This is a genomic window from Xanthomonas sp. LMG 12460 (genome assembly GCF_009192895.1).
GTDB lineage: Bacteria > Pseudomonadota > Gammaproteobacteria > Xanthomonadales > Xanthomonadaceae > Xanthomonas_A > Xanthomonas_A sontii.
Window position 1 is genome coordinate 35,254 of sequence record NZ_NKUH01000036.1, and the last position, 12,732, is coordinate 47,985.

Below are 12,732 nucleotides of genomic sequence, written 5' to 3' on the forward strand. Positions count from 1 at the left end.
GAGTAGCAGCGGCTTCAGCCGCGATGGGCGCTACCGGGAAGGCCCGTCGCGGCTGATCCCCGAAGGGGACAAGCGCCGCTCCTACGACGGCAGGGTGACGCGCGCCGGGCTCAGCCCAGCAAGGTCTCCAGCACCGCCATGCGCACCGCCACGCCGTTGGCGACCTGGCGCAGGATGCACGACTGCGCGCCGTCGGCGACCTCGTCGGTGATCTCCACGCCGCGGTTGATCGGGCCCGGATGCAGCACCACCGCGTCCTTGGACGCGCGGCGCAGCCGCTCGGCGGTGAGGCCGTACTGGCCGTGGTAGTCCTCCAGCGAGGTCACCAGGCCTTCCTCCATGCGCTCGCGCTGCAGGCGCAACATCATCACCGCGTCCACGCCGTCGAGCATGGCGTCGAAATCCTCGCCGACCACGCAGCCGTCCAGGGTGTCGTCGTCGGGCAGCAGCGCGCGCGGACCGCAGACGCGCACTTCGCCGGCGCCGAGGGTGCGCAGCGCGTGCAGGTCCGAGCGCGCCACCCGCGAATGCTTGACGTCGCCGACGATGACCAGCTTGAGCTTGGAGAAATCGCCACCCTTGGCGTGGCGCAGGGTCAGCATGTCGAGCAGGCCCTGGGTGGGATGCGCGCTGCGGCCGTCGCCGGCGTTGATCAGCGCGGTGCCCTCGCCCGCCGCCTCGGCCAGACGCTCCACTGCGCCATCCTCGGGGTGGCGCACGACGAAGCCGCGCACGCCCATCGCTTCCAGGTTCTTCAGCGTGTCGCGCGCGGTCTCGCCCTTGCGCGTGGACGAGGTGGAGGCGTCGAAGTTCAGCACGTCGGCGCCGAGCCGCTGCGCGGCCAGCTGGAACGAACTGCGGGTGCGCGTGGACGGTTCGAAGAACAGCGTGCACACCGCGGTGCCGGCCAGCACGTTGCGCTTGCCGACCCGACCCACCGCCGCGTCGCGGATCTGCCCGGCGCGGTCCAGCAGTTGCAGCAGGGTCGCGCGCGGCAGCCCTTCCAGGGTCAGCAGGTGGCGCAGGCGCCCGTTCGAATCGAGTTGCGGATCAGTCATGGCGGGTCCGGGCAGTGGATCAGGGAGGGGGAATGGCGTCGTCGGGCGCGGCCAGCCAGCGCTCCACGATCACCGCGGCGGCCACCGCGTCCAGCGCGGCGGCGTCGCGGCGGCGCTTGCGGCCGGCGGCACGGTCCACCGCGAAGCGTTGCGCGGCCTCGACCGAACTGGAGCGTTCGTCGACCAGCACCACCGGCAGGCGGTAGCGCGCGCCGAGTTCGCGGGCGAAGGCGTGCGCGCGCTTGCGATTGGGCTGGTCGGCGCCGTCGAGGGTGAGCGGATCGCCGACCACCAGGCCGTGCGGCCGCCATTCGGCGTGCAGGCGGTCCAGCGCCGGCCAGTCCGGCCCCTGCGCATGCACGTCGATCACCGCCAGCGCGCGCGCGCCGTTGCCGAAACAACTGCCGACGGCCACGCCGATGCGGCGGTGACCGACGTCGAAACCGAGCACGGTGCCGTCGCGGCGGATCGTCGCGGGCGCGGCGCTGGTGGGCGCGGGTGCGCCAGGCGCAGGCAGGCCGGACTCAGGCATGCCCGCTGTAGTCGGTGAGGCGGAACAGGTCCACGCCGATGCGCCCGGCCGCGGTCTGCCAGCGCCGCTCCAGCGGCAGCTCGAACAGCAGTTCGGCATCGGCCGGTGCGGTCAGCCAGCTGTTCTCGCCCAGTTCGTATTCCAGTTGGCCGGCGCCCCAGCCGGCGCAGCCCAGCGCGACCACCGCGTTGCGCGGCCCCTCGCCGCGCGCCATCGCCTCGAGCACGTCGCGCGAGGTGGTCAGGTACAGGCCGTCGGCGAACGCCAGGCTGGAATCCCAGCCATGCGCGCCGTCGTGGATGACGAAGCCGCGCTCCGGATGCACCGGCCCGCCGCTGAGCACCACCTGCTCGCGCAGCGTGGCGTCGATGGTCTCGATGCCCATCTGCTCCAGCACTTCGCCCAGGGTGTATTCGGAGGCGCGGTTGACCACCACGCCCATCGCGCCGTTCTCGTCGTGCTGGCAGATCAGCGCCACGCTGCGGGCGAAGTTGGGATCGGACAGCGCCGGCAGCGCGATCAGCAGTTGGTTGGCCAGAGGCGTGGGCAAAGCGGACATGGCCCCATTCTATCGTCCCTCCCGCGTGCGCGCTGCCCGGGCTGCGGCGGGCTGCCATAATCCGCCCGACCGCGGCCGCGACCGGTCGCCCAGGAGCACGCACGCATGGACACGCCCCCCGATCTGCCACGCCAGACCCGCGCCTTCATTGTGCTGGTGGCCCTGCTGCAGGGCGCGCTGCTGTACCTGGCGCAGCGCGGCGCCGAGCGCGGCCTGTGGCCGTTCGGCTCCCTGGGCGGCCAGGTGTGCTGGTACACCCTGGTGCTGACCGTGCCGACCATGACCCTGCTGTCGGTGCGGCACCTGGGCGCGCTGCGCCTGTGGCAGCACACCGTCGCGGTGGCGGTGCTGGTGGCGGCCCTGTCCGCCTGGGCGGTGTGGAACGCCACCGGCGCGCCCGGCCTGCGCGCCGGCCAGGTGCTGGGCCCGTTCGCTGCGACCGTGGCGCTGGCGATGTTCGTGCTGCTGCCGTGGCTGCAGTGCCGGCTGCAGCACGGGCGCTGGCAGGCGCCGTACCGCGACCTGTTCGAGCATGCCTGGCAGAACGCGCTGACCCTGGCGCTGGCGCTGCTGTTCGTGGGGATCTGCTGGCTGGTGCTGTGGCTGTGGGGTGCGCTGTTCGCGCTGGTCAAGCTGACCCTGTTCCGCGACCTGTTCCGGCAGACCGCCTTCGTCTACTTGGCCACCGGCACCATGTTCGGCCTGGGCATCCTGATCGGCCGCACCCAGCAGCGCGCGGTGCAGGTGATGCGGCAGATCCTGTTCGCGATCTGCACCGGGCTGCTGCCGCTGCTGGCGTTCGTGGCGGTGCTGTTCGCGCTGAGCCTGCCGTTCACCGGCCTGCAGCCGCTGTGGGAGACCCGGGCCGCGGCCAGCATCCTGATCGCGGTGGTGGCCACGCTGGTGGTCTTCGTCAATGCGGTGTACCAGGACGGCACCGCCGACGCGCCCTACCCGGCCTGGCTGCAACGGGTGATCGACGCCGGACTGCTGAGCCTGCCGCTGTACGCAGGGCTGGCGCTGTACGCGCTGTGGCTGCGCATCGGGCAGTACGGCTGGAGTACCGAGCGCTTTGCCGGCGTGCTGGTCGCGGTGGTCGCCTGCGGCTACGCATGCGGTTATGCCTGGGCGGTGCTGCGCCCGGGCGCGCGCTGGCTGCAGCCGCTAGCGCCGGTGAACCGGGTGTTGTCGTGGGTGGTGATCGGCCTGGCGCTGGCGGCCAGCTCGCCGCTGCTGGACCCCTACCGCCTGGTCGTCGGCGACCAACTGCAGCGCCTGGCCGATGGCCGCACCAGCGCCGCGCAACTGGACCTGGCCTACCTGCGCTTCGACAGCGGCCGCCGTGGCTATCGGGCGGTACAGGCGCTGCGCGAGGTGCCCGCGTTCGCCGACGATCCGGTGCAGCGCGAGCGCCTGCAGCAGGTGCTGCAGCGCCAGCAGCGCTGGGGCGGCGACAACGAGGATGCGCCGCGCAGCACCGATCCGCTGCAGGTGCGCCAACGCATCGTGCCGGCCGCCGGCAGCGCCGAGCCCGACGCCGCCTGGTGGCAAGCGCTGCTGGCCGGCAAGATCGAGGACGGCAATTGCCGGCGCGAGGGCGCGCAGTGCGTGGCGCTGCGCCGCGACCTGGATGGCGATGGCCACGACGACGTGCTGCTGTGCAATGCCAGCGCCGGCTACGGCGTCGAATGCCGGATCCACACCGACCCGGGCAGCGGCTGGCGCGACGTGGCGCGGACGCATTTCTTCCCGCGCCACGGCGACAACGCCGAGGCGCTGTACCAGGCACTGCGCGACGGCAAGCTGCAGGTGCTGCCGCGGCGCTGGCCCGACCTGCAACTGCCCGGCACCCAGCGGACCGAGCTGTACCCCGCCGACCCCAACGACCAGATCGACTGACGGATACCCGCCGCATGAGCAGCTACTGCGATATCGCCCCCGGGCACCCGGTGCACGGCCACTACCACGACCACGAATACGGCGTGCCGCAACGCGCCGAAGCCGACCTGTTCGAGCGGCTGGTGCTGGAGATCAACCAGGCCGGTCTGAGCTGGGAGCTGATGCTGAAGAAGCGCGCCGGCTTCCGCGCCGCCTACGCCGGCTTCGACGTGGACACGGTGGCGGCCTTCGGCGAGGCCGACGTGCTGCGCCTGCTCGGCGATGCCGGGATCATCCGCAACCGGCTCAAGGTGCAGGCGGCGATCCACAACGCGCAGGTGATCCAGCGCCTGCGCGCCAGCCACGGCAGCTTCGCCACCTGGCTGGACGCGCAGCATCCGCGCAGCAAGGCCGAGTGGATCAAGCTGTTCAAGCGCACCTTCCGCTTCACCGGCGGCGAGATCACCGGCGAGTTCCTGATGAGCCTGGGCTACCTGCCCGGCGCGCACCGCGAAGACTGCCCGGCGTTCGCGCGCATCGCGCAGCTGGATCCGCCGTGGATGCGCAGCGCATGAACGGCGCAGCAGCGCCTGCTGCGCCTGCGCGCTTCGCCGCCGCACCACGGTGGATGCCACGGATACGGCCGACATCGTGGGCGACGGCGGCGCTGCTCGCACTGGCCGCATGCCCGGCGCCCGCGCATGCGGGCGCCCCCGGGACGGCGACGCTGCCGCAGGTACTCGAGCAACTGCGCCGCGAGATCGAGGCCGAACCGGCCAGCAACCCCACGCCGATCGACACGGTGCTACAGCACCATGAGGACACCACTGGCGTGAGCTTCGACCTCGCCGCAGCGGGCGCCGCAGCCGCGCCACTCGTGCAACCGGCCGGCGTCACCGCAGACGAATGGCAAGCGGTGCGCACATACCTGGGTGACGCCGGCACCGCGCAGGACGACGTTTCCGAAAACGGCGACGACCACTACACCCTGCTCGATCTGGACGAAGACGGGCAACGCGATCTGGTGATCACATCCTATGTCGGCGGCACTGGCCTGTTCACCGAGATCACGGTGCTGCGCCGCGACCCCGTACACGGCTTCCTTGCCCTGCCCAACACCGCACCCGACACAGCGCCGGCGACAGGCACCTTCAGCATCAACGGCCGCGGCAGCGATCAGACCCTGTACTGGCTGCGCATCGACGGCCGCAGCTATGCCGCCTATCGCGACGGCGACTACTTCCAGGACACGCTGACGCTGTCGCGCCCGCTATCGCCGCTGCCACAAGAGCACAGCAGCTCCCGCGTGCTGCAGGTGCGCTACCGCTACCGGCATACGCTGGCGCCTGCGCCAGATACTGCGAACGCCACGACCGAGGAGCAGGACGCCGCACGCTGGCTGACGCAGCACCCGCAACTGCGCGCGGTCGCGGACCGGGAGTTGCAGCGCCTCGGCTTCGACGCACAGGGCCGGCAACGCCGGCCGAACCCGGACGCGCGCTGCCCGGTTCCAGCAGCGACCAGCGACCCCGAAGAACGCGCGCAATGGCCGTGGCACGGGCCCGGTCACTATACGTTCGACTACGTCGCCGACATACGCCTGCGGCACGGATCGGATTGCTACAGCGCCAGCATCGTCGCCTTCCGCAGCAGCAACCTGACCTCCTACGCTGCCTGCTGTGCGCTGTGGCTGTACGCCGCGCCCGGCGAGCAGGCGGTGACCTTGCCGCTGCTGTCCAAGCGCGAGCGCAGCAGCGTCAGGCTGACCGCAGCGGCACCGCCCGCGCAGTGAACGTGGGCGGATCACCGCGGATCGGTCGCCACCGGCTCGCGCGCGATGCAGCGGAAATGCGCCCCCGCTGGGTCACGCCGGAAACGGCGGCGTTGGCACGCGAGCACGGATAGTGCGGGGGCAGCCCCATACCGCCGGCAAGTGGTTGGCGTTGAAGGAATCTGAGCGCCGGCGTCCTCTACCGCTCGCGCACGGCGTGGCGGTCGGCATCACCCCGCCAGCCGCGCCTGCCAGAACGGCGCCTGCGCCCAACGCCGCTCGCGCGCGTACAGCGCCCCGCGTTCGCGCAGGTAGGCGCGGAAGCGCGCGAACACGTCCTCCTGGTACGCCGCCAGCGGTGCCGGGCCGGCACCCTGCAGATGCGCTGCCAGTGCGTGCGCGGCGGCCTCGCCGTCCTGCAGGGCCTTGACGATGCCGTGCGCGGTCAGCGGATCGTAGGCGCTGGCCGCGTCGCCCACTGCCAACCAGTCGGCGCCCACCACGCGGCTGAGAATCGCCGACGGCCCCAGTGCGGCGATCAGGCCATCGGCCTCCGGCGCGCGGGCCGCGCCCTGCGCCAACCATTGCGCGACGTGCCGGGTCTGGTGCGCCGCCGCCAGCCACACGTCGCGGTCCAGGTACTGCCGTTGCCGGCGCGGCTCCAGCGCCAGGGCCAGCATCAAGCGCTCATGCGGCAACTTCGCCGCATACCACCAGCCGTCGGCGCAGGCCTCCAGCAAGGCCTGCGACGGAATCGCCTCGGCCTGCTCCAGCGCGAACACACCGGCGACGAAGGCCAGGCAATCCACCTCGTTGCGGGCAACGCCCAGCCGCCGCACCGCCGCGGCGGCGATGCCGCTGGCGTCCACCAGGAACCCGGCGCGCAGCCGGCGCACGCCGCCCTGCTCTTCGTGCAGTTCCAGCACGTGATCGCCATCGGCGGCGCGGCCGACCGCGCCCAGGCGCAGGCCGCGCAGCAGCGTACCGCCCTGCGCCGGCACCGCCGCGGCCAGCATCGCGTCGAAGGCGGCGCGGTCCACGTGCCAGCCCTTGCCGTGGCCGGCGACGATGAAATCGTTGTAGCCCAGCTCCGGCCGGCCCCAGCTGGCGCAACTGCCGGCCGAGGCCAGCGGCCGCTGCGCCAGGAACGCCTCCCACACGCCCAGCCGCTGCAGCGCCGCACTGGCGGTCGGCGCCAGCGCCTCGCCCAGCCGCCAGCCTGCGGCGCGGCCCATGTCGACCACGACCACGTCCCCGACCCCGCGCGCGGCCAGCGCCAGCGCCGTGGCGCAGCCGGCCGCGCCGCCGCCGACGATGGCGACGGCGCAGCGGATGTCTGCGTTCATCGCCACCGCCGCGTCGGGCAAGACCCGGCGAGCCCGCCCCGTCCGTTGGTCACGGATTCGGATCCACCGGCATGTTCGCCATCGGCCAGGGCGCCACGAACTCTTTGCCGGGATCGAACTGGCTGGCCACTTCCAGCAGCATGTCGGCGGGATAGTCGGGCTTCCCGGTGGGCGGCGCGATCTGCGAGCCGCTGACGACGAAGCCGACCTTGGCCCAGTTGGCGACGAAGTCCGCGTACGCCTGGAAGCGTCCGGCTCTGGTCGGATACGGGCTGTCGGTGCCGACGCCGCGGACCGAGTACACCTGCGGCCCCAGGTACCAGGTGTTGTCGTCCGGATCGACCTGGCACAGCGCCGCCGGGTAGACCGCGAACGGCCGCTCGGCCGGCCACGACCAGAACAGGGTGTTGTTCGGATTGACCGTCTGCTGCCCGGGATTGGGATCGGGCAGATGGGTGGCGCAGGAGTTGTAGTCGGTATGCCAGGGCACCGACATGAACTTGGACAGGTCGCCCGGCTCCACCGGATGCGTTTGCAGCGGCACATAGCCGAAGCTCAGGAACGCGCTGCCCTTGCTCGCCTTGCTGTAGTCCAGCGCGGCCTGGTTGATGCGGAACGGGCCGCAATCCTGGGCCTTCCAGTCCTGCACGTAGAGATTGACGTCGCGGATCGGGAACGACACCTCGATGCCCGGGCTGTAGCGCCCGCCCAGGCAGTTCTGCAGGGTGACGCGGTCCAGCGCTTCGCCAGGGCCCAACACAGGTGCGCCGCCCTGCACGTAGTTCTTGCCGTGCCACTGGCTCAACAGGAAGTACTGCGTGGAACTGACGCTGAGAAAGCTCTTCTGCGCATCGCCCAGCGACAGCGGCATCATCGGCGACCCGGTCTCGGTGTCGGCGGCGGAGGCCGGGTCGCGGATCAGCGTCTTCAGGTTGGGAATCTTCGCGCTCGGATCGTCGGTGGGCTGGATCTGCCCGATCATGTCGTGGCCCTTGACCGCTCCCGACGGCAGATTGGTGTTCCAGCGCTGCAGCATCGCCGCGTGGAAGATCGGCTGGATGTCGTCGCTGAAGGACGGCTGGTAGGTGGCGACGAATGCGTTGTTGGCGTACAGCGACGGCACAAGACCCAGTGCGCGCACCCACACGTCGTAGACGTCGTCCCAGGTGGACACCACGTTGCGGGTCTGCGGCGCATAGCCCGGATCGCCGGTGACGTACCAGGCACCCTGCACGCTGGCGGTGGATCCGTCGTTGAAGATCAGCACGGCATTGACCGGGCCATCGGCCGCGTCGTCGTACCACAGGCCGTTCTCGGTCGCGTCCTCCAGCGGCGGATAGCTGCCATCGGCCCCGATCACCGCCGAGGTGCGGGCGAAGCCGCCGGCCACGATCAGCGCGCCGTTGGCCTCCACGCGCATGTCGCCCAACGAATCGAGCTTGCCGAGCGGTTCGTGCAGCGTATGGAACATCGAGGGAAAGCTGACCGGATAGGCCGGCTGCGGGTGGATCGTGCCGCTGGCATCGGCGTAGCTGGCGGTGCTGGTCATGTCGAAGCCAACCACGGCGCTGCCCGCCGCGGCGGCGCTGAGCGCGCGCGGGCCTGCATCGATCACCAACTGCCGCAACCGTGTCGGATCGTTGGGATCGCTGGGATTTGCGGCATCGGGATAGTTCGGGTTGCGCAGTTCCAGCAGCCCGGGCTCCTCGTAGGCGCCGATGCCGCGAAACTGGCCGCCCTGGCTCACCGTCGAATAGTTGTTGAGCTTCTTGTTGGCCAGATGCACGGTCCACACGATGTCCTTGACCGTCTTGCCGTCGATCGTGCTGCCGACGTCCACGCGCACGCCGCCGCCATTGGGATAGCTGCCGGAACTGCCGCTGGGATAGGCGTAGATGTGGAAGCGCGCGGCCTGGCGCTTGACGTTGCCGGCGGCGTCGCGGAACTGCTCGGCGGTGATCGGCGTGGACTCGGTGCCGGGCTGCACCGGCAGCCCGCCCATCAGCCCGTCGGCACCGCGGGTGCCGGCCGCGGTCACCGGAGCGAGATAGAACTCCTGGCTGTCGCCAACGCGGCCGATGCCGATTGCCGGATGCACGCGAAACACGTTGCTGGTCATGGTGACTTGCTCCTGATCCGGATGAGAGGGGCGCGCCTCAGCGCGGCGTGGACGGCCGCGCCGCCGGCGGGGCCTTCTGCGGCAACTGCGCCTGGAAGTAGTCGTTGATCACCACATGGCTGATGTTGACGTTCAGCCCCGGCAACGACTGCGCGCGCGGATCGGGCGAAATCACCTGGGTGGTGTTGTGGCAGGCGAAGCAGTTGTTCTGCGTGCTCTGCACCTGGGTGAAGGTCTCGATGGTGGAATTGGACAGCTTGATCGAGCCGGTGAGCAGCGGCGGCGCACCTTCGGGTGTCGGCGAGGGAATGCATTCCAGGGCCGAACCCGGCTGGAACGTGCAGTTGGGCGCCAACGCATCCTTGGCCACGAACCAGATCGCGCCGACCTCGAAGTAGTTCTTCCACACGTCGTTCAACTGGCTCTGCACCGAGGTGTTCATCGACTGGATGTTGGCGATGTTGCAGTCCTGGCCGCTCGGGCACGGCTTCTGCCCGCCGTACGGCACCATGCGGCAGACCTGGGTCACCGGGCTCAGGGTCTGGGTCTGCGCGTTCAAGGTCAGCGCACCGGCACCGGCGGCGTTGACGTTGCACTGTTCGATCGGGGTACCGGCCTTGTAGAAGGTCCAGTCCTTGTCGGAGACGGGCTGGCCCGGATTGAGCGACGTGTCCACATCCGGTGCATTGTCGCGGTGCTCGAACGTGGCCCAGATCATCTCCGGATGGCCGGCGACCGTGCCGCCGATGTGGAAGCCGACCAGCGCCACGGTCTGGGTTTCGGTGTCGCCGGTGGCGATGATCTTGCCCTTGCGCATGCCCAGCTTGGCGATCTGCGCCTGGCGGGTATAGAACGTGGATACGTCCTCGCCCAGCTGCACCACTTTCCACGCCGCCTTCAGGGTCATGCTGCCGACCGGAAATGCCGCCTTCGGATCGAAGGCACGCAACGCCTTCGGATCCTGCAGGTGATTGCTGGCGATGAATTGGCCGAACACGTCGTTGGAATGGATCGAGTAATAGACCGCGCGCCCATGCCGATCCACCAGCACGCCGTCCGGGCCCGCCTGATCGATCAGTTCGACGGTGCGCGCCTGCTGCGAGCGGCCGATCAACGGATCGAGGACGCCGTCGGCCACGCCGCCGATGCCATCGCTGGACATGCTCAGGAAGCGCGGCTGCCCGCCCACGTCCTGGGTCAGCCACAGGAACGTATTCCACGACCACTGATGGAACTCGCAATTGCTGCTGGACGCGAAGCCCGCCGAATCCGGCGCCGGCGTTTGCGCATGCGGGAACCACGACGGCGCCGGTGGCCCCGGCGGCGTGCAGGCCGCTGCGCCTGGCGCGGGCCCCGATCCGGATCCCGCCACGGGCGTGGGTGTCGGCGTGACCGTCCCGCCACTGCTGCCGGGCTTCGATCCCGACCCAGGATTCACGGCAGAGCACGCCGCGACCACCACACAGACCAATGCTGCGAATCCCATCGCACGTTTCATCGCACTGCCCCTCGTTCCGTGGAAAAGCTGTAAGCGCCGGCAGCCGTCGCGGCGCGCCGGACAGGCAGCGCCGCGCCGCCGCGCAGGCGCGGCGTCGAACATCGTGGTGAACGTCATGCAGGTGGGATCGCGCTCCCCGCGATCGCGTTGCGCCGTCCGTGCGCACTCATCCTTTCTTCGACAGCAGCATGCGCTGCGTCACACTTGGACAGCAAGGCTGTTTCGTAGACACCGCGGAGATTCCGTAGACAGTTGCCGTCATGCACGGGCGATGCCGTGCCCAGCACAGTGCAGCGGCACGCCGATGGACGGCGGGCATTGCGTGCATGTCCTGCATGACCAAGCGCAACACGGGCAGATCGCGCGACGTTCGCGCCCCCGCAAGGAACCCCGCGTGCTGCGATGCGCGGGTTGCCGATCGCGCGACGGCGACCGGCCGTGGACTCACACGCCCATGTAGCGCCCGGCGCGATGGTTGAACATCAGCACCAGACTCAGCACCACCGCGCCGATCGCCGAGTACAGCACCTGCTGCGGCGCCAGCAGCCAGAACGCCACCGCCATCAGCGCCGCGTCGAAGCTCATCTGCACCTTGCCCGCGCTCCAGCCGCGGCTGCGCTGCAGGTAGACCGCGAGGATGCCGACGCCACCGAGGCTGGCGCGGTGGCGGATGAAGAACAGGATGCCCAGGCCGACCAGCGCGCCGCCGACCAGCGCCGAGAACAGCGGCGTCATCGTCGCCCACTGCGCCCAGCGCGGCAGCAGATCGGTCAGCAGGCCGCAGGCGGCGACCGCGACGAACGTCTTGAGCGTGAATTCCCAGCCCATGCGCCGCACCGCCAGCCAGTAGAACGGCAGGTTGACCAGCACGAACATCAGGCCGAAGTTCCAGCCCAGCGCGTAGTGCAACAGGAAGGCCACGCCGGCCATGCCGCCGATCATCAGCCCGCCATGGGCGAACACCGCCAGCCCCAGCGAGGCCACCAGGGTCGCCAGCAGCATGCCCTGCACGTCCTCGGCCACGCTGTGGCGCAGCGCGCGCGCATCCTGCACGGTGCCGGCCGAATCCGGCGGCGGGGTCAGCGGTCCGGCGGTGACGACGGTGCCGTCGTCGGGCAATGGGTCCAGGTCCGGACGCAGATCGGAATCGGGAAGGCTCACGGGAGGGGGCACAGCGTGGGGGGCGGTATTAGACACCAGGCGAGGGGTGGTTGCATATGAAACTTTGAAGACTCGCAGCGGATCGCCCCTGCCGCGTGTCGATGCCGGATGCCGCCCCTGTGGCCTCCCCGATTCCGCCTGGCGTTCGTGACCTATCGCTGCGGCAGAGCGATGTGGACGGGGAGGCCGACGGTCACCGCCCTCACCATCGAGATCACCACCAGCAGCACCACCGGCCCGGCGATGGCCAGCCACGTCCACGTCCAGGCGTTGAACCGCTCCGCCGCGCTGCGCGGCAGCCCGCGCGCCTGCTTGAACCGCGCCAGGCGCTGGTTGACCAGCACGACCGGCGTCCACGTCAGCAGCGTCAACAGCGACAACGCGGAGGGCCACGCGCCCAGCAGGCTCAGGCAGACATAGGCCAACGCCGGCCCCAGCCAGCCGACCAGTGCGCCACGCTGCGCGCCGATGATGCGTTCCAGCCCGCGAAAGCAGGCGAATACCCAAAGCAGCGAGAACACCGAGCGCCACACCGGCGAGATGCGTCGTCGCCCGGACAGCAGGCGCAAGGCGCGCCAGTTGCGGTAGAACCAGTACAGCGCATACCAGCCGAAGCTGGTCGCGCACAGCAGCGCCAGTTTGGCCGTCGAGGGCGCGAACAGCGTGAACAGCGGGTCGGCGGGTGCCGCAGCGGCCGCGGTGTCAGGCAGCGCGGCGACCGGGGCGGCGTAGGGGTTGTCGGTTTGCATGGCTCGCATTCTGGCGCACCGTACCCTCATCCGCCTCTTTGGGGCACCTTCTCCCGAGGGG

Annotated in this window: 11 protein-coding genes; 3 read left to right on the top strand and 8 right to left on the bottom strand. The window is 70.4% G+C overall.

The features are described 5' to 3' along the window. Nucleotides 1-110 precede the first annotated feature (110 nt). From CEK66_RS08455 to CEK66_RS08465, 3 genes are read right to left on the bottom strand one after another with little or no spacing between them, the layout of a single operon-like run. Complete coding sequence (locus CEK66_RS08455) at nucleotides 111-1,058, bottom strand: aspartate carbamoyltransferase catalytic subunit (RefSeq protein ID WP_152236595.1); 948 nt, start codon at nucleotides 1,056-1,058, stop codon at nucleotides 111-113. A 19-nt stretch (nucleotides 1,059-1,077) separates the two neighbouring features. Further along, entirely contained in the window at nucleotides 1,078-1,575 is a 498-nt protein-coding gene (ruvX, locus tag CEK66_RS08460; protein ID WP_152236613.1) for a Holliday junction resolvase RuvX, read from the bottom strand. A 7-nt stretch (nucleotides 1,576-1,582) separates the two neighbouring features. Beyond that, complete coding sequence (locus CEK66_RS08465) at nucleotides 1,583-2,149, bottom strand: YqgE/AlgH family protein (RefSeq protein WP_010344126.1); 567 nt, start codon at nucleotides 2,147-2,149, stop codon at nucleotides 1,583-1,585. 105 nt (nucleotides 2,150-2,254) lie between these two features. Here CEK66_RS08465 and CEK66_RS08470 point away from each other — a divergent pair, with 105 nt between their 5' ends. Genes CEK66_RS08470 through CEK66_RS08480 form a run of 3 tightly spaced genes read left to right on the top strand, consistent with a single transcriptional unit; the run spans nucleotide 2,255 to nucleotide 5,819 of the window. After that, nucleotides 2,255-4,048, top strand: a complete 1,794-nt coding sequence (locus tag CEK66_RS08470; RefSeq protein WP_152236597.1) for a DUF4153 domain-containing protein — start codon at nucleotides 2,255-2,257, stop codon at nucleotides 4,046-4,048. Between the two features lie 14 nt (nucleotides 4,049-4,062). Further along, nucleotides 4,063-4,602 carry a DNA-3-methyladenine glycosylase I gene (locus CEK66_RS08475; RefSeq protein ID WP_152236599.1) on the top strand — a complete coding sequence of 180 codons (540 nt, stop codon included), beginning with the start codon at nucleotides 4,063-4,065 and terminating at the stop codon, nucleotides 4,600-4,602. Between the two features lie 53 nt (nucleotides 4,603-4,655). Next, entirely contained in the window at nucleotides 4,656-5,819 is a 1,164-nt protein-coding gene (locus CEK66_RS08480; protein ID WP_226978540.1) for a hypothetical protein, read from the top strand. Between the two features lie 209 nt (nucleotides 5,820-6,028). On the opposite strand, the gene CEK66_RS08485 is transcribed toward CEK66_RS08480, so the two are convergent. From CEK66_RS08485 to CEK66_RS08505, 5 genes are all read right to left on the bottom strand, one after another. Continuing rightward, on the bottom strand, nucleotides 6,029-7,144 hold the full coding sequence (locus CEK66_RS08485; protein WP_152236603.1) for an FAD-dependent monooxygenase: 1,116 nt from the start codon (nucleotides 7,142-7,144) through the stop codon (nucleotides 6,029-6,031). A 49-nt stretch (nucleotides 7,145-7,193) separates the two neighbouring features. After that, entirely contained in the window at nucleotides 7,194-9,263 is a 2,070-nt protein-coding gene (locus CEK66_RS08490; RefSeq protein ID WP_152236605.1) for a LodA/GoxA family CTQ-dependent oxidase, read from the bottom strand. Nucleotides 9,264-9,300: 37 nt separating this feature from the next. Next, nucleotides 9,301-10,635: a hypothetical protein gene (locus CEK66_RS08495; protein WP_226978541.1), complete on the bottom strand. Its 1,335-nt coding sequence runs from the start codon at nucleotides 10,633-10,635 to the stop codon at nucleotides 9,301-9,303. 570 nt (nucleotides 10,636-11,205) lie between these two features. Further along, the gene (locus CEK66_RS08500) at nucleotides 11,206-11,922 is read right to left on the bottom strand and encodes a YitT family protein (protein ID WP_053069717.1); all 717 of its coding nucleotides are present in this window, start codon (nucleotides 11,920-11,922) and stop codon (nucleotides 11,206-11,208) included. 152 nt (nucleotides 11,923-12,074) lie between these two features. Next, nucleotides 12,075-12,671 (bottom strand): MFS transporter permease, encoded by a 597-nt coding sequence (locus CEK66_RS08505; protein WP_152236607.1) that lies wholly within the window; start codon nucleotides 12,669-12,671, stop codon nucleotides 12,075-12,077. Nucleotides 12,672-12,732 lie beyond the last annotated feature (61 nt).